Genomic DNA, 19,394 nt, shown 5'->3' with positions numbered 1-19,394 from the left:
ATGGTGGCCGGCGCGTCGCAAGCGGGCCGGCGCAGTTGGGTCGTAACAGCGAACACTGTGCTCGGCCATATCGTCGCTGTACCTGCAGCACTGCTCGTGCTCGCGGAAATCGCGGTGCTGTCCGCGGGCATTGTGGGCAGATATGTGTTCCGCTCGCCGATCGTCTGGTCTGACGAGCTTGCCGGCATTCTCTTCCTCTGGCTCGCCATGCTCGGATCGGTGATTGCGTTTCAGCGCGGCGAGCATATGCGGATGACCGCCATCGTCGGCGTCCTCCGTGCGGAAGTTCGGGCATTCCTGGATGTCGTGGCGGCCGCAGCATCGCTGGCCTTTCTCGTTCTAGTCGTCTGGCCGGCTTACGAATTCGCCGCAGATGAGGTATTCGTCACGACGCCGGCGCTCGAGATCGTCAATAGCTGGCGCGCGGCGGCGCTACCAATCGGCATCGGCTTGATGCTGATCGCAGCGGTCCTCCGGCTGATCCGCATCGCGAGGCTCCGCAGCTTGCTGGCTTCGGCCGCAATGGTCGCAGGCATCATCGCAACCTTCGTTCTGCTCGCTCCCGCTTTGAAACCGCTCGGCAATCTAAATCTCCTGATCTTCTTCGTTTTCGTCGTAGGGGCGATGGTCTTTGTGGCCGTGCCGATCGCGTTTGCATTTGGTCTTGCGACGGTCGGCTATCTCGCCTTGACGACCAGCACGCCCGACGTGGTGATGATCGGACGGATGGACGAGGGCATGAGCCACCTGATCCTGCTCGCCGTGCCGCTCTTCGTCTTTCTCGGCCTCCTGATCGAGATGACGGGCATGGCGCGCGCCATGGTCAGTTTCCTGGCGAGCCTCCTGGGCCACGTGCGCGGCGGATTGCACTACGTGCTGGTCGGAGCCATGTATCTGGTCTCGGGCATTTCCGGCTCCAAGGCAGCAGACATGGCTGCGGTGGCTCCTGTCCTGTTTCCCGAGATGCGGCAGCGCGGGGCCAAACCGGGAGACCTCGTTGCGCTTCTCGCGGCGACCGGCGCTCAGACCGAGACGATTCCGCCCTCGCTGGTCCTGATCACCATAGGTTCGGTGACGGGCGTCTCGATCTCGGCGCTGTTCACCGGGGGCTTGCTTCCGGGGGTGGTACTCGCGGTCATGCTCGCGGCGGTCGTGTGGTGGCGATACCGCAGCGAGGACCTGTCTCACGTCAAAAGGGCGAGAGCCCGGGAGATTGGCCGCGCTTTCGTCATCGCCATACCGGCCATCGCGCTGCCATTCGTGATCCGGACCGCCGTTGTCGAGGGCATCGCAACGGCAACCGAGGTCTCGACCATCGGCATCCTGTACTCGGCGTGCGCGGGTCTCTTCGTCTATCGGCAGTTCGACTGGCGTCGCATCTATCCGATGCTGGTCGAGACGGCTTCGCTGTCGGGGGCGATTCTGCTCATCATCGGCGCCGCGACGGGCATGGCCTGGGCGCTGACCCAGTCTGGATTTTCGGCCTCTCTGGCCAAGTTCATGACCAGTCTTCCCGGCGGGGTCCCCGTCTTCCTGGCCGTGACGATCGTAACGTTCGTGATCCTAGGCAGCGTGCTGGAGGGAATCCCGGCCATAGTTTTGTTCGGTCCGCTGCTGTTCCCGATCGCGCGGCAGGTCGGGGTGCACGACGTCCACTACGCGATGGTGGTCGTCCTCGCCATGGGCATCGGCCTGTTCGCGCCGCCGTTTGGCGTCGGCTACTATGCGGCCTGCGCCATCAGTCGCATCAATCCGGACGAGGGCATGAAGCCGATCGTGGGCTATATGATCGCGCTCCTGATCGGCACGCTGATCGTTGCCGCAGTGCCTTGGCTATCGATCGGCTTCCTTTGATAACAGGCAAAGACGCCCTCGCGGGAAACATCGCGAGGCATCTCGTCAGGCGAATTTCGGAAGATGCAGCGGCAGGCCATCGCATGCCATGTCAATCTCCTCGACCTGGCCCTTGCCGACCTCCGTGACCCGGAGTTTCTTGCCTCCGAGTGTGAAGGCGCAGTTCGTCGGCTGAGGCCCATCCAGGACCAGACGATCGGCAACCTCGCCCCGGCGGTCGAGCACTGTGACATTCTTCTGGTTGTAGACCGTGCAATAGAGCCGACCGTCCGTTCCGAAGGCCATCCCGTCCGGCCCTTTGAAATCCGGATTGGAATCCGGCTGCAGCACGTTGCCGAAGACGACGCGCTTCGGCGCTGCCTCGCCAAGCACGTCATATCGATAGATCTCGCCGGTGAAGGATGCGTTGGCGTAGAGATGGTTGTCGGGACCGAAGGCAATGCCGTTGGTGAAGCGGATCTTGCGATCGAGCACGCGCAGTACCTTCATAGCTGCTGGATCGATCTCATACACACGGCCGTCCCAGTCGAGATCCATATAACCGTCGACGAAGGCCTGGCCGTTGATGAAATCCTCGGCAGCCATCCCGGAGTCGGTCATGTAGAGCAGTCCGTTCGGACCGAAGCAGAGATCATTCGGAAACAGAAAGCGGTCCGCGCCTTCGCCCTGCATGCGCCGGATCTCGTTTCCGCTTTCGTCGATGCAAATCAGCGACCGGAGGCCTGCTTCGGCGATCCAGATCCGACCGTGGCCATCGGTCGTCAGTCCATTCGGGCGCCCGCCCGTCGTCCGGATGACGCGGCGATTGCTGCGAGGATCGACCCGCGTGACGCAAAGGGTGGAGGCGGACATCTCTGTGACATACATCGAGCCGTCGGGCAGGCACACCGGACCCTCCGGCGCGCCAATTCCGGTTGCAAACAGTCTCGACGCCATTCATCCCTCCCGTTTTCGAATGTTGGTCTCGTTAAGCGATGACCAGGCCGCTGGCCGGATCGATCAGCACCACGCGATTGAGGTCGACGACGAGATCGATCCGCTCGCCGTGGCTGCTGACGTCGTGCGCCTGCAGCTCGGCAACCGCATCGACGCCGCCGATCTTGATGGTGGTGAAGGTGCGTGTCCCCGTCGGCTGAATGAGATCGGCAGTGGCCGAATAGGAGACCACGCCGTCGCGCAATGGCCCGCCGGCTCGACTGAAGTGCTGGGGCCGAATGCCGACGAGAATTTCTCGCCCATCCATACTAGCCAGCGGCCTCGCCTTCACGCTCGGAAGTGTCAGTTCACCGCCGGACTGAAACACCACTGCTGCGTCGGGGCCGTTGATCTTGAGGGTCGCCGGGATGAGATTGATCGACGGAGACCCCAGGAAGCCCGCCACGAACCCCGTGCGCGGCTGCTCGAACAACTCGAGCGGCGCGCCCTGCTGCTCGATCTTCCCGTCGCGCAGCAGCACGATGCGGTCGGCCAGCGTCATCGCCTCGACCTGATCATGGGTGACGTAGATCATGGTGGTCGTGATCTCGTGATGCAGGCGCTTGATCTCGGTGCGCATCTCGTCACGTAGCTGAGCGTCGAGATTCGAGAGCGGCTCGTCGAACAGGAACAGGTCGGCCTTGCGGACGATGGCGCGGCCGATGGCGACGCGCTGACGCTGTCCTCCGGACAGCTGCCTCGGATAGCGCTGCAGGAAATTGCCGATACCGAGCATCTCGGCGGCTTCGCTGACCCACTTCCTGATCTCGATCTCGGGAGTCTTGCGGGCGCGCAGACCGAAGGCGATGTTCTCGCTGACGGTCAGATAGGGGTAGAGCGCATAGTTCTGAAACACCATCGCGATATTGCGCTCGCGGGGGCGCAGATCGTTGACCACCGCGCCCCCGATGGTGATGGTTCCACCATCCGGATCCTCAAGACCGGCGATGGTTCGCAAGAGCGTGCTCTTGCCGCAGCCGGACGGCCCCACCAGCACAGCGAATTCACCATCGGCGATGGTGAGATCAACTCCCCGGACCGCATGCACGTTGCCGTAATATTTGTGTACTCCGGACAGCTTGACGTCAGCCACTCCGCTCTCCCTAACCCTTGACTGCGCCCAGCGAGATGCCGCGCACGAGATAGCGCTGCATCACCGAGACCGCGACGAAGATTGGCAACGTCCCCAGCACCGACATAGCCGCGATCTTCGCCCAGAAATTCGATTGGCCGCCGAAATAGTGCGTCAGCATGACCGGAAAGGTGATGACCTCGGTGCGCGTGAGCACGAGTGCGAATAGAAAGTCGTTCCAGGCGAACACGAAGGTGAAGACCGACGTCGCCATGAGGCCGGGACGCACCATCGGGAAAACGACCTTCCAGATCACCTCCCATCGATTGAGGCCATCGACCAGCGCGCTTTCCTCGAGCTCCAGGGGAACGTCGACGATGTAGCCGCGCATCATCCAGATCACGTAGGGGAGATTGAATGCGGTGTAGAGCAGGATGAGCCCGAAATAGCCGTCGACGAGGCCGAAATACACGTAGATCAGAAAGATCGGGAAGACGACCGCAATCGGCGGGATCATGCGCTGGGAGATGATCCACATCGCGAGGTTCTCGCCGCCGGTGCCGAACCGGGCGAGGCTGTAGGCGCAGAGCGTCCCGAGAACGATTGCGATGCCGGAACTGATGCCGGCGACGATCAGGCTGTTCAGGATCGCCAGGACGTCGCCATCCTTGAACAGGACGTAATAGTTCGAGAACTGGATCTGGCCGGGAATCCACAAGGGCGGGACGTGATAGATCTCGTCCGGCGTCTTGAACGAAATCATGAACAGCCAATAGACCGGAAACAGGAACAGCAGGGTCACGACACCGGCACCGAGATAGCGAAGCGCCAGGATGCGGGCTTTTCTGGCCGGAAGCCTGCCCATCCTCATCGCGCAAGCTCCATGCGCTTGAGGACCAGGGTCGTGATCAGCGTCAGCAGCGCAATCACCAGGAAGGAAATCGCGGCTGTGTAGCTGGTCTCGAATTGCGAGAAGCCCTGCACATAGATGTAGAGCGAGATGGTCTCGGTCATCGAGCCCGGCCCGCCCTCGGTGAGAGCCCAGATGATGTCGAAGATGCGAACGAGATCGAGGCCGCGGATCAGGCAGGCGACAGCTATCACTGGCGCGATCGCCGGCAGAACGATCGCGCGAAGCACGCGCAGGTGCGACGCCCCATCAATTTCCGCGGCCTCGAGCTGCGACGGGTCAACATTCGACAGCGCTGCAAGCAGCAGCAGGAACATGAATGGCGACCACTGCCAGACCTCGCAGATGATCACCGCTGGATAGACGTAGGCGGGATTGACGGTCCAAAGGATCCGCACCGGCTCACCGGCGAAGAAACTCAGGATCTGGCCAATCGGGCCGAAGCGGACGTCGAACATCAGACGCCAGGTCGCACCCGCGACGATCGGAGAGATCACCGTCGGAAGCACCAGCAGCGCGACGAAGATCTGCCGACCCGGCATTCGATCGATGAAGAGCTGCGCCATCAGGAAGCCGACCAGCAGCTCCAGGGGGAGGGCGATCGCGGTGATGGTGGCGGTGTGGCCGAGCGAAGCCCAGAGGCGGGCATCCCTCAACAGCTCTGCATAGTTCAAGAAGCCAACGAAGGAGGTGTCGTTCTCGGTCATCGTGATGCGCTGGAAGCTCACGATCAGCGAGTAGATCAGAGGGAACAGGCCGACCAGGAGGAGAATCAGAATGGCCGGCGCGACGATGAGATAAGGCAGGCGGTCCTCGAGCATGCGCCCGAACCGGCTGGGGCGGCGCTGCTCCGCGCCATTGAGGCTAACAGAAACTGTCATCATCAGTCCGGAAAACGGCACGGCACGGGAGGGCGATGCCTCCCGTGCGGTATCCAGTCAGTTATTGCGGGTAGGCGCCGGGCTTTGCGGCCCAGACCTTGTAGACGGCTTTCTGGTTCTCGATGCCGACCTTCTCCGTGATCGCGTCGAATTGTTGCGCCATGCGATCGAGAATGGCCTTGGGATCTTCACCGGCCCAGAGGCTCGAGACCGCCTTGGTCATTGCCTCGTCGTACTTGTCCTGTTGCAGCAGGGAGAGATCAAGCAGGCCCTTCTCGCCGGATGTCTTGATCGTATCGAGATAGGCGGGGGCGTCAGGCCAGAGCGCACGGTATTTCTCGCTCGCGTAGTGCGAAAGGCGGAACGGATCGCGCAGCGTATAGGGGAGCTGGACGCGCTCGAGGCTGGTCTTCTTGCTGTTCAGCCACTGGATGAAAAGATAGGCGGCCTCCTTGTTCTTACTGGTGGCCGAGACCGACAAGTCGAAGCCGACGCCGAGCTCGGGACGGCTGAGAGGCGTGAGCGCGTAGCCGACCTTGCCGGCGACCTGCGATTTCGGCACCCACTTCAGTGCTTCCTCGCCCGAGCCATAGCCCGCGGCCCAGCGACCGTAGGGCGGCCAGGAGATCGTCATCGCGGTCGTGCCCTGAAGGAACGCGGCGAGATTGTCGACGAAATTCCACTGCTCGACGCCGGGCGGCATGAACGTGTTTTCCGCCCGCATCTGCTTGAACACCTTGAGGCCGACCTCGCCATTCACCGTGGTCTTCATGGTGTCCGCATTGAAGAACTTGCCGCCCTCCATGCGGAAGCGCTCCTGGAACATGTATTGCGGGTAGGGCGCGGTGCGGAAGAAGCCGGCGCCGTAAACCTTGGGCGCCATCTTGTCGGTGATAAACTGGCCGATTTCGTCAAACTGTTTCCAGTCCTTCGGCGGCGCGAGCTCGTAGCCGAACTTGGCCTTGAATTCGTCCTTCATCTTCGGATCTTCGAAGATGTCCTTCCGGTAGTAGAGCAGCATCACGTCGCCATCGTCCGGAAAGCCGTAGATCTTCCCGTCATACTGCATCTGATTGTCGCGGTAGGCGGCCGCGATGTCCTGCAGTTCGTCGCGATAGCCGAACTTGTCGACATACTTGTCGAGCGGCTCAAGGACGCCTGCGCGTGCAAGATCGGGCATCCAGGATGGGATGACGTTCAGCGCGTCATACGCTCCGGCGCCGGATTTGAAATCCTGCATGATCTTGGTGAACATCTGGTCGGTCGGTACCTCAACCACCTTCACCTTGATGCCAGTGAGCTAACGCGACCAGCACCGCACTCATGCAGGTCCGGCGCGTCGCGCAGCGCCGTCGCACTGGCGTCGGCGGCAAGATTGCCGTCGGCATCGAGGCTGTGGAAGTGCACCGCAGCCGCCATCACCTCGTCGCGCTGCAAGCGCTCGAGCCCGCGCGCGCTGCCCTCGCTCATCGATCCCAAGCCCGAGCCGGATTCGCGCAGGCCCCAATCCAATAGCTCGTCCTGGCTGCCGCCCACGACCGGCGGCGGCTCCGCGATCAGCATGCCGGCGGGACGCGCGAGGCCCGACAGCACCCAGAGGTCGAGCTCGTGCCGCGGGAAGAGCCACTTGCCGGTCACCTTGGTGCAGGGGATCGCGCCGTTGGTGACGAGTTCGTAGAGCTTGCGTTCGCCGAGCCGGAGATAGTCGGCGGCTTCGCTGGTCGTCAGGAATTCCATCCTGCATTCCTATGCAAATTCTTGCTTCTTTTTGACGTTCGACGCAGGTGGAATTCTGCATTTCAATTTGTGTTCATCGGAACCATGCACGATGATCTCGCTGCTTTGCAACACATCCTCGCGCGCGATTTTTGCTTTGGTGAACGATCCTGTTGCGCGCGCATGACGCGAGGGTTGCGATCGCGATCGAGATGAGCGCCGCAGCCTTGCCGAACTTTCCCGAGTGTCACGCCTTTGAACGGTTGCGCCGGCGCGGCGAAGTCTGCTGCTGGTGGTGATCAGATGTCAGCTCTATCTGTCGTTGTCAGGACCCGCGCCGCGAAGCGACAATGCGTCACGAGTGCGGCGCAATCGATCATCATCATGACCGCGTCATATCCGAGGGAACCCGCTCATGGCCGTTCGCCGCCTGTCCGCTCTGCTTGCGCTTCTCTGCGGCCTTGCCGCAGGCGTCGTGGCGTCGTCCGCGGAGGACCGCGCGATCGTGCTGGCGACGACGGCATCGACGCAGGAGTCCGGCCTGCTCGACTATCTCCTGCCGATCTTCCGCGACAGGACCGGCATCGACGTCACGGTGATCGCGCGGCGCGCCGATGAGGTGCTCGACGGCGCGCGACGGGGCGAAGCCGACGTGGTGCTGATGCATGCGCGGCCGCAGGAGGAGAAATTCGTCGCCGACGGTTTTGCATCGAAACGCTACGACGTGATGTACAACGACTATCTGCTGATCGGCCCGAAGAGCGACCCCGCCGGCGTGAAGGGCAAGGACATCGCGACCGCGCTGAAGGCGATCGAGGCCAAGGGCGCGCCGTTCGTGACGCGCGGCGATCGCTCGGGCACCCACGCAGCCGAGCTCGCGCTGTGGATCGTCGCCGGCATCGACATCGCAAGTGCCAAGGGCGCCTGGTATCGCGAGGCCAGGCAAGGCATGAACGCGGCACTCGAGGCCGCGCGCGCTGCGAATGGCTATGTGCTGTCCGACCGCGGTAGCTGGATCGCCTTCAAGGAGCGCGGCGATCTCGACATTGTCGTCGAAGGCGACAAGCGGCTGCTCAACCAGTACGGGGTGATGCTGGTCAATCCCGAAAAATTTCCGGACGTGAAGAAGGAGCTGGGGCAGACCTTTGTCGACTGGCTGACCTCACCGGAGGGACAGACCGCGATCGCCGGCTACAAGGTCGACGGACAGCAGCTGTTTTTTCCGAATGCCGACAGGTCAGGCGGCTGATGGCTGCATCGTCGGCGGTTGCCAAACCGGGCGATGCATGGTCCATCATGGCGCATGACCCAGCGCCTGCCGCCCTCGCTCACATCGCTCGACGTCGCGCTCGCCGCGTTGCTGCGCGGCGTTGAGCGCTTGCGCCGGTGGAATTGCCGGTGACCGAAGCGGCCGGCTGCATCGCGGCGGGCACTCCGCTGCTTCCGGCCTGTCCGTCTCACGACGTTGCCGCCACCGACGGCTGGGCGCTATGCGCCAATGATCTCGTCGGCGCGTCCGCCTATTCACCGCTGCCTCTGCTTGCGGCGCCTACGTGGGTCGAAGCCGGTGACGCGATACCTGGGGGATGCGACTGCGTGCTCGATGCCGATGCAGTCGAAGTGTCGGGGCCGCTCGTCCAGGTGCTGGCCGAGGGCGTGCCCGGGCAGGGCGTCAGGCGCGCCGGCAGCGATATCGCGGATCGCGCGCCTGCCGGGAGACAGGGACATCCGGTCAGTGCAGCCGATCTGCTCATCGCGCGCGTCGCGGGTTTGGAAAAGCTCGGCGTGCGGCAGCCGCGGCTACGCATCGTCAATGTGCCGGACGCGACGGCGACGGCGCATATGATCGCCGGGATCGCACGCGCAGCGGGACTGGACGTGACGACGTTCGAGGCCGGCGCGCGTGACGAAGCATCGATTGCCGCTGTGCTCGATGCCGCCTCCTGCGATGCGCTGCTGACCGTCGGCGGCAGCGGCGTTGGTCGCCAGGATGCCGCCATCACCGCGCTGACCCAGTGCGGCGATGTGTCGCTCATGGTCTCGCGCTCCGGCCCGGACGCACCGCGGCGGTGGCGCGGGTCGGCAAGGTTCCCGCCGTCGCCTTGCCGGGATCGCCGGATCATGCGCTCGCGGCCTGGTTCGCACTTGCGCTTCCGTTGATCGATCGTCTGTCGGCGCGGCAGCTGCGCCGGCAGGTGACCTTGTCGCTCGCGCGAAAAATCGCATCCAGCGTCGGCATCGCCGAGATCGCGCTGCTCGCAAGGGAACATGAAACATGGATGCCGATTGCGGTCGGCGAGTGGCCGCTCCAGGCGATCGCCCGCGCGGATGCATGGCTGCTCATTCCCGGCAGCCACGAAGGATTTGCGGCGGGCGTGCCGGTCGATGCTTATCTGATGCGGGAGTGATATGGTTCCGGCATGACCATGATCCCAAAACCGCCAGACCGCAGCGCGCTCGAACAGGAGCAGTTCCTCAAGATCCTTTCGCGCGAGGAGGCGCTGGCGCGCTTCGAGGCGGCGCTGTTCCCGCGTGCGCTTCCGAATGAGGTTTGCAAGCTCGGTGCTGCGCTCGGCGCGGCACTCGCCGAAGACGTCACGGCACCGATCGATGTGCCGCCGTTCGACCGCTCCAATGTCGATGGCTTTGCCGTGCGCTCGTCCGACCTCGCCGCGGCCGGCGAAGGCGCGCCTGTTCGCCTTGCGCTCAACGGCGAGACCATCCATTGCGGCACCGCGCCGGCGCTACAAGTCGCAGTGGGAACCGCAACGGCGATCGCGACCGGCGGTCCGCTGCCGCGCGGCGCCGACGCCGTCGTCATGGTCGAGCATACCCAGCCGACCGGCTCGGATGCGATCGACGTCCGCCGCGCGACATCGCCCGGCCAGTTCGTCTCCTATGCGGGTTCCGACATCGCGCGCGGCGAGGCGCTGCTGCGCGCCGGCACGGTTATCGGGTCGCGCGAGATCGGCATGCTGGCGGCCTGCGGCATCGCCGAGGTGAAAGTCGCACGCAAGCCGCGCGTTGCCGTGATCTCCACCGGCGACGAGCTGGTGCAGCCCGGCGAAGCGCTCGCGCCGGCCGCGATCTACGATACCAATGGTGCGATCGTCACCGCGGCGATCAACGAGAATGGTGGTCAGGCGGTCTTCCTCGGCGCCATTCCCGACGATGAGGCAAAGCTCGAAGCCGCCATGCGCAGCGCGCTGGCGGACGCCGACATGCTGGTCCTCTCCGGCGGTACGTCGAAGGGCGCCGGCGACCTGTCACACCGCATCATCGGCCGGCTCGGGGCACCCGGCATCATCGCGCATGGTGTTGCGCTCAAGCCGGGCAAGCCGCTGTGCCTTGCGGTGTGCGACGGCAAGCCGGTGGTGATCCTGCCGGGCTTTCCGACTTCGGCAATGTTCACCTTCCACGACATGATCGTGCCGGTGTTGCGCAAAATGGCCGGACTGCCGCCGCGCTCCGACGCCAAGGTGAATGCGACGGTACCGGTCCGCATCGCGTCCGAGCTCGGCCGCACCGAATTCGTCATGGTCTCGCTGGTCGAGGGCAAGGACGGCTTGATCGCCTATCCATCCGGCAAGGGCTCCGGTGCGATCACGTCCTTTGCGCAGGCCGATGGTTTTCTGCGCATCGATGCGCTCGCCGACCAGATGCCGGCCGGCACCGAGGCCGAGGTGACGCTGTTCACGCCGCATGTGCGTGTGCCCGATCTCGTCATCGTCGGCAGCCACTGCACTGGCCTCGATCTCGTCAACGCGCAGCTCGCGCATGCCGGGCTCACCGTGCGTTCGATCGCGGTCGGCAGCCTCGGCGGGCTTGCGGCGGCCAAGCGCGGTGAATGCGATCTCGCGCCGATCCATCTGTTCGACGACAAGAGCGAGACCTACAACACACCTTATCTCGTCGAGGGGCTCGAGCTCGTGCCGGGCTGGCGGCGGATGCAGGGCATCGTCTTTCGCAAGGGCGACAAGCGTTTCGAAGGCCTCGGCGCGAAAGAGGCGGTCGCGGCTGCGCTCAGCGATCCCGCCTGCATCATGGTCAACCGCAACCAGGGCGCCGGCACGCGCATCCTGATCGACCGGCTGCTCAACGGCGCGCGCCCCGAAGGCTACTGGAACCAGCCGCGTTCGCATAATGCGGTGGCCGCGGCCGTCGCGCAGCACCGCGCCGACTGGGGCATGACCATTGCGCCGGTCGCCCATGCGGTCGGCCTTGGTTTCATTCCGTTCGCGGAAGAGCATTATGACTTCGCGCTGGTGACGGCGCGCAAGCAGCGGCCGGCGGTGCAGGCCTTTCTTGATGCGCTCGGCTCGGACGAGGCGCGCGCCGCACTGGAGCACGCGGGCTTCCGGCCCGCCTAAAGCGCGTGAACGCGCTTTAGATTCTTGTTCGAGCATGATCTGTTCGGAAAACCGCTTCACACTTTTCCGGATCATGCTCTAGATCGACGACGCGGCGCTCAAGCCGCGCGGCAGGGGGGGTGGGGACGCGATGGCAAGGCCGCTTTCGGTTGCGATCGTCGGTGCCGGCATGGGTGGGCTCGCGACAGCCGCGGCGCTCAGGCGCGTCGGCGTCGACGTCATGGTCTACGAGCAGGCCTCGCAGTTTGCCCGCATCGGCGCCGGCATCCAGATCGGCTGCAACGCGATGAAGGTGCTGCGCGCACTGGGGCTCGAGCAACGGATGCGCAGCCAGTCGTTCTATCCACGCTCCTGGAATAATCGCGACTGGAAGAGCGGCGACATCAAATTCGACATGATCTTTGGCGAGAGCGCGGAGGAGAAGTTCGGCGCGCCCTATCTGCTCGCCCATCGCGGCGATCTGCATGCGGCGCTGGCGAGCGCCGTGCCGGATGAGTTCGTGAGGCTCAACCACAAGCTGGCCGGTCTCGACGAGACGGGCGAGGGCGTCCGGCTCAGCTTCGCCGACGGCACCAGCGCCGTTGCCGATGCCGTTGTCGGCGCGGACGGCGTGCATTCGACGGTACGCGACATCCTGTTCGACACCGCGCCGGTCAGGTTCACCGGCCGCATCGCCTATCGCACCACCTATCCGGCATCGCTGCTCGGCGGCGCAGAGATCGACGACTGCACCAAATGGTGGGGCGAGGACCGCCACATCGTGATCTATTACGTCAAGCCTGACCGCAGCGAGGTCTATCTCGTCACCAGCCAGCCCGAGCCGGATTTCCGCATCGAGTCCTGGTCGGCGAAGGGTGACGTGCGCGATTTGCGCGCCTCATTCGAAGGCTTTCATCCGCAGGTCGGTCACGTGCTCGCGGCGTGTCCCGACGTGCACAAATGGGCGATCATGGATCGCGACGCGCTGGAGCGCTGGGCCGACGGCAATGTGACGCTGCTCGGCGATGCCTGCCATCCCATGACGCCCTACATGGCGCAGGGCGCGGCGATGGCCATCGAGGACGCCGCGGTGCTGTCGCGCTGCCTCGACGGCGTCGACCGCGACGGTGTCGCGGACGCATTCCGCCGCTTCGAGGCGACGCGCAAGGAGCGAACGACACGGGTCCAGGAAACCTCGCGTGCCAACATCTGGCTGAGAGAGCGGACCGACACGAGTTGGGTCTACGGCTACGATGCCTGGTCGGTGCCGCTCGCGGCTTGAGCGGCGCGCTCGCGTTCCTCCGCCTCGGCCAGTGCACGCTGCGCGGCGGGCGGCAGCGGCTTCGGGTCGGGCGGGACTTCGACGATGTCAGGCTTGCTAAGCCGTTTCGTGCGATCGATCGTATCCGAAACATCGATGGCGAAATCGACAACTTCGAATATGACATCCAAAAGGGAGTCGGCCATGGCTCATCCGGGGCAACGTACCGATCATTGGTCGTTCCCGTGCGGGGCCCGGTTCACGGCCAGGAGCTCAAAGCGGCGCCCTACGACGCGTCATCCAGCGCCGCCAGCCGCTCGGCCTCGGCGATGTCCTCGACCGTGTTGGCATTGAAGAACGGATCGAGCGGCGCGGCCGGCCAGGTCACCGTCGCGAGCGGATAGCGCGCGGTCCAGCGGTCGATCTTGCGGAGGTCCTCGACGACCAGCGCGTGCCGGAGCTCGTTGCGCAAGGCGACGCGCCACAATCCGATCACCGGATGCGACTGATCGCCGGATGCGGCGACCGCGAGCTGGGCGTTCTCCCGTGTTCGCGCCTCGTGCAGGCGCGCGACGAGATCGCGCGGCAGGAACGGGCAGTCGCCGGCAGCGCTGAGCACCCACTCGATGTCAGGACGGTTCGCAGCGGTCCAGTCGAGCGCGGCCAGAATGCCGGCGAGCGGGCCGGGGAAGCCGGGCACGTCGTCGGCGATGACCTGCAAGCCGAACGAAGCGAAACGCGCGGGATCGCCGTTGGCGTTCAGGATCAATCCGCTGCACTGGGGTGAAAGGCGCGCGATCACGCGCTCCAGAATGGTGCGGCCGCTGATGGTGCGCATAGGCTTGTCGCCACCGCCCATGCGGCGCGCCAGACCGCCGGCGAGCAACACACCTTGCGTGGCGGGAATGTCAGTCGTCACCACCTTCACCCTTGCGCTTGTGCTTGGCCGATTCCTCCTCGACGTAAGCGAGGTTCTGATCGTAGACGATCCGCTCTTCGCCTGCGAGCACGATGAAGCGCTTCCCGCGGGTGCGGCCAACCAGCGTCAGGCCAACCTGTCTTGCGAGATCGACACCCCAGGCGGTGAAGCCGGAGCGCGACACCAGGATCGGAATGCCCATGCGTACCGTCTTGATCACCATCTCCGAGGTGAGGCGTCCCGTGGTGTAGAGGATCTTGTCGCTGGCATCGACGCCGTGGCGGTACATCCAGCCCGCGATCTTGTCGACGGCGTTGTGGCGCCCGACGTCCTCGGTGTAGCAGAGCGGCTCGCCTTCCTTGCACAGCACGCAGCCGTGGATCGCGCCAGCCTCGAGATAAAGCGAGGGCATGGTGTTGATGGTCTGCGTCATCTGGTAGAGCCAGGAGGTACGCAGCTCGGCCTTCGGCAGCGCGACGCTCTCGACCGCCTCCAACAGATCGCCGAAGGCCGTGCCCTGCGCGCAGCCCGAGGTCTGCGTGCGCTTCTTCAGCTTGGCCTCGAAATTGGTGTGGTGCTCGGTGCGCACCACGACCACCTGGAGGTCGTCGTCGTATTCGACCTCGGTGACGGCGTCATTATATTTCAGCATGTTCTGGTTCAGCAGATAGCCGAGCGCCAGGTATTCCGGATAGTCGCCGATCGTCATCATGGTGACGATCTCCTGGGCATTCAGGTAGAGCGTCAGCGGCCGTTCCATCGGCACCTTGATCTCGACCTGGGCGCCGGTCTGGTCGGTCCCGGTCACGCTCTGGGTCAGGCGCGGGTCGTCCGGGTTGGGGACGATCAGGGGTACCGGGGCTTTGTCGATCTTCATCATGGCCGTGACGTTAGCATGACATTCGGGTCAAGCCGATATAAGCATGGTCACTATGATGGAGAAGGCGGTTCCGGCCGCGGAGATCGAGTTACGATGAAAGTCATCGGCCTTGCAGGCTGGAGCGGTGCGGGCAAGACCACGCTGTTGACGCGGCTGATCCCGCATTTCAACGCGCAGGGCCTGCGTGTCTCGGTCATCAAGCACGCGCACCACCAGTTCGACGTCGACGTGCCCGGCAAGGATTCCTGGCGCCATCGCGAGGCAGGCGCGGCCGAGGTGCTGGTGGCCTCGTCAAACCGTTGGGCCCTGATGCATGAATTGCGCGGAGCGGCGGAGCCGCGGCTGCCGGAACTATTGAGCAAGCTGTCCGCCGTCGATCTCGTCGTGGTCGAGGGCTTCAAGCGCGAGCCGCATCGCAAGATCGAGGTGCACCGCGCCGCCAACGGCAAGCCGCTGCTGTTTCCCGACGATCCCGGCATTGCCGGGATCGCGACCGACGTTGCGATTGACACGCGGCTGCCGACTGTCCATCTCGATGATATCGAGGCTGCCGCGGCGCTGATGCTGCGGGCGGCGATGCCGGTCGAGGAAGCGGTGGCCAAAAGCGCCGCGATGCGCTGACGAGGCACCATGGCGCAACTGTCTGACGATTGCTTTGCCTTCGGCGGACCGATGATGTCGGTCGACGAGGCCGTTGGCCTGATCACGACCCGTGTCAACGCGATCACTGATCTCGAAACGGTCGCGCTTGTCGATGCGGATGGCCGCGTGCTGGCGCACGATATCGCGGCGCCCCTGCCGCTTCCGCCGTTCACCAACTCGGCGGTTGATGGCTACGCCGTGCGCAATGCCGATCTTCCGCAAAGTGCGGAGCAAGCGTTGCCGCTCGATGGCCGCATCCAGGCCGGTGGCCTCGCGCATGCGCCGATCAAACCGGGCCACACCGCGCGCATCTTCACGGGCGCGCCGATGCCGCCGGATGCAGAGACCGTCTTCATGCAGGAAGATGTCCGCATCGATGCAACAGGCAAGATCGTGCTGCCGGCGGGGCTGAAGCCCGGCGCCAATGTACGTCCTGCGGGCGAGGACATCCCTCACGGGCACATCGCGCTGCGCGCCGGCCAGCGCCTGCGGCCGCAGCATGTTGCGCTTGCTGCGGCCTTTGGCCTGACCAAGCTCGACGTCGTCAGGCGCATCCGCGTCGCAGTGTTCTCGACCGGCGACGAGCTGGCCTCGCCCGGCGAGCCGCGCGCCGCCTCGCAGCTGTTCGATTCCAACCGCTTCATGCTGATGGCGATGCTGCGCCGGCTCGGCTGCGAGGTCAGCGACCTCGGCATTTTGCGCGACGATCGCACTTCCCTCGCGAACGGCTTGAAGCAGGTCGCGGGTGACCATGACCTGATCCTCACCACCGGCGGCGTCTCGACCGGCGAGGAGGACCACGTCAAGGCAGCGGTCGAAAGCATCGGCTCCCTCGTGCTGTGGCGGATGGCGATCAAGCCCGGACGGCCCGTGGCGATGGGCATCATCGGCGGAACGCCGCTGATCGGTCTGCCCGGCAATCCCGTCGCGAGCTTCGTCACCTTCGTCCATGTGGTGCGGCCGACGGTGCTGGCGCTCGCCGGCAGCCTGCCCGAGCCGCTGTTCCCGATCCCGGTGCGCGCCGCGTTCACCTACAAGAAGAAGATCGGCCGCCGCGAATATGTTCGCGCGTCATTGCGGCGCGGAGAGGATGGTGCGCTGGAGGCGGTCAAGTTCCCGCGTGAAGGTGCCGGCCTGTTGTCCTCGCTGGTCGAGACCGACGGCCTCATCGAGCTCGGCGAGGACATCATTCGGGTCGAGCCCGACCAGCGTGTAGGTTTTCTGTCCTATGCGGATTTGCTCTGACGCTCCTTCGTTGACGCCAATGCTTCGCCTCGCCATGTTGCGCCCATGACCAGAACGACGCTCGATCTCACCGGTTTGAAATGCCCGCTGCCTGCCTTGAAAACGCGCAAGGCGCTGAAGCCTTTGCAGCCGGGCGATCAGCTCGAAGTGCACTGCACCGATCCGCTGTCGGTGATTGACATCCCGAACCTGATCCGCGAGACGGGCGACACGGTGGAGATCACCGAGCGCAACGACGCGCGCATCGTGTTCTTGATAGAAAAGACAAATGGTCCAATAGAAAGCATCAATGCTGCGCTGCGTCCTTGAGGACGTTACCGCGCTGATACCGACCATTTGTCTATCGACATCGATCACGGCTTCTGCCCCAATTGACAATCTCCGTGCAGGCGCGGAGGTTGAGTCTTGTCTGCGATACGCGGATCAAGGGGCCACACGAAGCTTGCACGTCGTATCGGCATAGCGCCCCGCTTGCGGGGTTAACTTTTGGGATGCGCGCAACGATCCTGGCGCGCGTCGGATGATTGAGCGGAGCAGCAGGGACAATTGGCTGCCCCGCAACGGGCTGAGGATCAGGATCTTTTGCGGCAGGCTGTTCAGAAGGGCGGCTTAGGGGAGGAATGTATGGCTACTATTGAGAGCGCTGGAACGATATCGGGCGCCGGCGCAGGTTTTCTTGATCGCGAGCGGACCATCGCGACCGCCGGCTTCAATCGCTGGCTGGTGCCGCCGGCGGCGCTGTGCATCCATCTCTGCATCGGCATGGCCTATGGCTTCTCGGTGTTCTGGCTGCCGCTGTCGCGCGCGATCGGATTGACCGCGCCGAAGGCCTGTCCGGACATCTCGCTGTGGCAGGAGCTGTTCACCACGACCTGCGACTGGAAGGTCGCAAGCCTCGGGTGGATGTACACGCTGTTCTTCGTTGTGCTCGGCGTCTCCGCCGCGCTGTGGGGCGGCTGGCTCGAGCGTGCCGGACCGCGCAAGGCTGGCTTCGTCGCGGCATTGTGCTGGTGCGGCGGCCTCGTGCTCGGCGCCATCGGCATCTATCTCCACCAGCTCTGGATCATGTGGCTCGGCTCCGGCGTGATCGGCGGTGTCGGCCTCGGTCTCGGCTACATCTCGCCGGTGTCGACGCTGGTGAAGTGGTTCCCCGACCGGCGCGGCATGGCGACCGGCATGGCGATCATGGGTTTTGGCGGCGGCGCGATGATCGGCGCGCCGCTGGCGAACTGGCTGATGGACGTGTTCAAGAGCCCGACCTCGGTCGGTGTCTGGGAAACCTTCCTCACCATGGGCGCGATCTACTTCGTCTTCATGATGATCGGCGCCTTCCGCTATCGCCTGCCGCCGACGGGGTGGAAGCCTGAGGGCTGGACGCCGCCGAGCGAGAAGAAGACGATGATCTCCGAGCATCACGTCCATCTCGACAACGCACACAAGACGCCGGAGTTCTGGCTGATCTGGTGGGTGCTGTGCTTGAACGTGTCCGCCGGCATCGGCGTGATCGGCATGGCCTCGCCGATGCTGCAGGAAATCTTCGCGGGCAAGCTGATCGGCCTGCCTGATGTGGGCTTCAACGCGCTGAACGCCGCGCAGAAGGCGCAGATCGCCGGCATCGCGGCGGGCTTTGCCGGCCTGCTGTCGCTGTTCAACATCGGCGGCCGCTTCGTCTGGGCTTCGCTGTCGGACTATATCGGCCGCAAGAACACCTACTATACGTTCTTCATCCTCGGCATCGTGCTCTACGCGCTGGCGCCGACCTTTGCGGCAATGGGCTCGAAGCTGCTCTTCGTGCTCGGCTTCGGCATCATCCTGTCGATGTATGGCGGCGGCTTCGCCACCGTGCCGGCCTATCTCGCCGACATGTTCGGAACCCAGTTCGTCGGCGCCATCCACGGAAGGCTGCTGACCGCGTGGTCGACCGCGGGCATCATCGGCCCCGTCGTGGTCAACTACATCCGCGAGTTCCAGCTCGCGGCGGGCGTGCCGCGTGACCAGCTCTACAACACCACCATGTACATCCTCTGCGCCATGCTGATCGCGGGCCTGATCTGCAACTATCTGGTCAAGCCGGTCGATCCGAAGTGGTACATGAGCGAGGCCGAGGTGGCGAAGCTGCAAGCCTCGAGCGCGGGCGCGAACGCGGCGCAGCAAACCGGCTCGTTCGGGATCGGCACGGGCGGTCTCGACGCCAAGGCCGCGCTGTTCTGGGCCTTCGTCGCCATCCCGCTGGCCTATGGCGTGTACAAGACGCTGGAAAGCGCGGTGAAGATCTTCTGATCTTTGAACCTACATCATCGCGGGGTGCCGGCTGCCCGGCATTCCCGCGATGCTCGTCTTTCAAGTCAAGAATGGGATCTAGGGGGATTCTTATGCTTCGTACCCGTATCTGCCTTGCTGCCATGCTGCTGGCCGCAGGCCTTCACGCCGCCTCCGCACAGACCGCAACGGCGCCCGCAACTTCGGCGCCGGCGGCAACGACCGCCGCCAAGCCGCCGGGCAAGATCAAGCTCACCATGCAGAAGCTGAAGGACATGAAGGCGAAGTGGTCCGCCAACAAGCCCAAGCTGAAGGCCTGCCGCGGTGAGGTTAAGTCCAAGGGTCTGACCGGCGACGATCGCTGGTTCTACATCGAGGAGTGCATGAGCAAGACGTGAGGCGAGGTTCCACCTGAGTTTGCGTATGGGGGC

General features: G+C 64.4%; 17 protein-coding genes and 2 pseudogenes. 10 read left to right on the top strand and 9 right to left on the bottom strand.

Annotated elements, in window-relative coordinates:
* Nucleotides 1-1,854, top strand: a complete 1,854-nt coding sequence (locus FOM02_RS38450) for a TRAP transporter large permease subunit (RefSeq protein WP_265442253.1) — start codon at nucleotides 1-3, stop codon at nucleotides 1,852-1,854.
* Nucleotides 1,855-1,899: 45 nt separating this feature from the next.
* Here the strand turns inward: FOM02_RS38450 and FOM02_RS38445 are convergent, their stop codons facing one another.
* The 6 genes and pseudogenes from FOM02_RS38445 to FOM02_RS38420 form a co-directional block, all read right to left on the bottom strand.
* Entirely contained in the window at nucleotides 1,900-2,790 is an 891-nt protein-coding gene (locus FOM02_RS38445) for an SMP-30/gluconolactonase/LRE family protein (protein ID WP_265440980.1), read from the bottom strand.
* Nucleotides 2,791-2,821: 31 nt separating this feature from the next.
* Nucleotides 2,822-3,922, bottom strand: a complete 1,101-nt coding sequence (locus FOM02_RS38440) for an ABC transporter ATP-binding protein (protein WP_265440979.1) — start codon at nucleotides 3,920-3,922, stop codon at nucleotides 2,822-2,824.
* A 10-nt stretch (nucleotides 3,923-3,932) separates the two neighbouring features.
* Nucleotides 3,933-4,772, bottom strand: coding sequence for a carbohydrate ABC transporter permease (locus tag FOM02_RS38435; RefSeq protein WP_265440978.1), 840 nt, complete (start codon nucleotides 4,770-4,772; stop codon nucleotides 3,933-3,935).
* The gene (locus FOM02_RS38430) at nucleotides 4,769-5,692 is read right to left on the bottom strand and encodes a carbohydrate ABC transporter permease (RefSeq protein ID WP_265440977.1); all 924 of its coding nucleotides are present in this window, start codon (nucleotides 5,690-5,692) and stop codon (nucleotides 4,769-4,771) included. The genes FOM02_RS38435 and FOM02_RS38430 overlap by 4 nt, the downstream gene beginning before the upstream one ends.
* Nucleotides 5,693-5,753: 61 nt before the next feature.
* Nucleotides 5,754-6,971 carry an extracellular solute-binding protein gene (locus FOM02_RS38425; RefSeq protein ID WP_265440976.1) on the bottom strand — a complete coding sequence of 406 codons (1,218 nt, stop codon included), beginning with the start codon at nucleotides 6,969-6,971 and terminating at the stop codon, nucleotides 5,754-5,756.
* A 4-nt stretch (nucleotides 6,972-6,975) separates the two neighbouring features.
* Nucleotides 6,976-7,429: pseudogene (locus FOM02_RS38420) on the bottom strand (helix-turn-helix domain-containing protein); the annotation flags it as partial.
* Between the two features lie 394 nt (nucleotides 7,430-7,823).
* Here FOM02_RS38420 and FOM02_RS38415 point away from each other — a divergent pair.
* From FOM02_RS38415 to FOM02_RS38400, 4 genes and pseudogenes are all read left to right on the top strand, one after another.
* Nucleotides 7,824-8,657: a substrate-binding domain-containing protein gene (locus tag FOM02_RS38415; protein ID WP_027562228.1), complete on the top strand. Its 834-nt coding sequence runs from the start codon at nucleotides 7,824-7,826 to the stop codon at nucleotides 8,655-8,657.
* Nucleotides 8,658-8,711: 54 nt separating this feature from the next.
* A pseudogene (locus FOM02_RS38410) lies at nucleotides 8,712-9,816 on the top strand (molybdopterin-binding protein).
* A 12-nt stretch (nucleotides 9,817-9,828) separates the two neighbouring features.
* Nucleotides 9,829-11,778 (top strand): molybdopterin biosynthesis protein, encoded by a 1,950-nt coding sequence (locus FOM02_RS38405; protein ID WP_027562226.1) that lies wholly within the window; start codon nucleotides 9,829-9,831, stop codon nucleotides 11,776-11,778.
* Nucleotides 11,779-11,908: 130 nt separating this feature from the next.
* Nucleotides 11,909-13,039 (top strand): FAD-dependent monooxygenase, encoded by a 1,131-nt coding sequence (locus tag FOM02_RS38400; RefSeq protein ID WP_027562225.1) that lies wholly within the window; start codon nucleotides 11,909-11,911, stop codon nucleotides 13,037-13,039.
* Here the strand turns inward: FOM02_RS38400 and FOM02_RS38395 are convergent.
* The 3 genes from FOM02_RS38395 to fdhD all read right to left on the bottom strand — a co-directional run bounded on the left by FOM02_RS38395 (nucleotide 13,006) and on the right by fdhD (nucleotide 14,817).
* Entirely contained in the window at nucleotides 13,006-13,224 is a 219-nt protein-coding gene (locus FOM02_RS38395) for a hypothetical protein (RefSeq protein ID WP_027562224.1), read from the bottom strand. The two genes, FOM02_RS38400 and FOM02_RS38395, sit on opposite strands and share 34 nt — an antisense overlap.
* Before the next feature lie 80 nt (nucleotides 13,225-13,304).
* A complete protein-coding gene (mobA, locus tag FOM02_RS38390; RefSeq protein WP_035731563.1) occupies nucleotides 13,305-13,940 on the bottom strand; it encodes a molybdenum cofactor guanylyltransferase MobA in 636 nt (211 codons plus the stop codon).
* Entirely contained in the window at nucleotides 13,927-14,817 is an 891-nt protein-coding gene (fdhD, locus tag FOM02_RS38385; protein WP_027562222.1) for a formate dehydrogenase accessory sulfurtransferase FdhD, read from the bottom strand. The genes mobA and fdhD overlap by 14 nt, the downstream gene beginning before the upstream one ends.
* A 93-nt stretch (nucleotides 14,818-14,910) precedes the next feature.
* On the opposite strand from fdhD, the gene mobB reads away from it, so the two are divergent.
* The 5 genes from mobB to FOM02_RS38360 all read left to right on the top strand — a co-directional run bounded on the left by mobB (nucleotide 14,911) and on the right by FOM02_RS38360 (nucleotide 19,361).
* Complete coding sequence (mobB, locus tag FOM02_RS38380; protein ID WP_027562221.1) at nucleotides 14,911-15,438, top strand: molybdopterin-guanine dinucleotide biosynthesis protein B; 528 nt, start codon at nucleotides 14,911-14,913, stop codon at nucleotides 15,436-15,438.
* Between the two features lie 9 nt (nucleotides 15,439-15,447).
* Nucleotides 15,448-16,704 (top strand): gephyrin-like molybdotransferase Glp, encoded by a 1,257-nt coding sequence (gene glp, locus FOM02_RS38375; protein WP_265440975.1) that lies wholly within the window; start codon nucleotides 15,448-15,450, stop codon nucleotides 16,702-16,704.
* 45 nt (nucleotides 16,705-16,749) lie between these two features.
* The gene (locus FOM02_RS38370) at nucleotides 16,750-17,013 is read left to right on the top strand and encodes a sulfurtransferase TusA family protein (RefSeq protein WP_027562219.1); all 264 of its coding nucleotides are present in this window, start codon (nucleotides 16,750-16,752) and stop codon (nucleotides 17,011-17,013) included.
* 315 nt (nucleotides 17,014-17,328) lie between these two features.
* Nucleotides 17,329-18,984, top strand: a complete 1,656-nt coding sequence (locus FOM02_RS38365) for an OFA family MFS transporter (protein WP_027562218.1) — start codon at nucleotides 17,329-17,331, stop codon at nucleotides 18,982-18,984.
* Between the two features lie 92 nt (nucleotides 18,985-19,076).
* Nucleotides 19,077-19,361 carry a hypothetical protein gene (locus tag FOM02_RS38360; RefSeq protein ID WP_027562217.1) on the top strand — a complete coding sequence of 95 codons (285 nt, stop codon included), beginning with the start codon at nucleotides 19,077-19,079 and terminating at the stop codon, nucleotides 19,359-19,361.
* Nucleotides 19,362-19,394: the final 33 nt, after the last annotated feature.

This window comes from Bradyrhizobium sp. SEMIA (assembly GCF_014844175.1).
In the GTDB taxonomy this organism is placed as follows: domain Bacteria; phylum Pseudomonadota; class Alphaproteobacteria; order Rhizobiales; family Xanthobacteraceae; genus Bradyrhizobium; species Bradyrhizobium arachidis.
The sequence above is the reverse complement of the archived record's forward strand: the minus strand, read 5'-3'. Positions and strand labels throughout refer to the sequence as shown.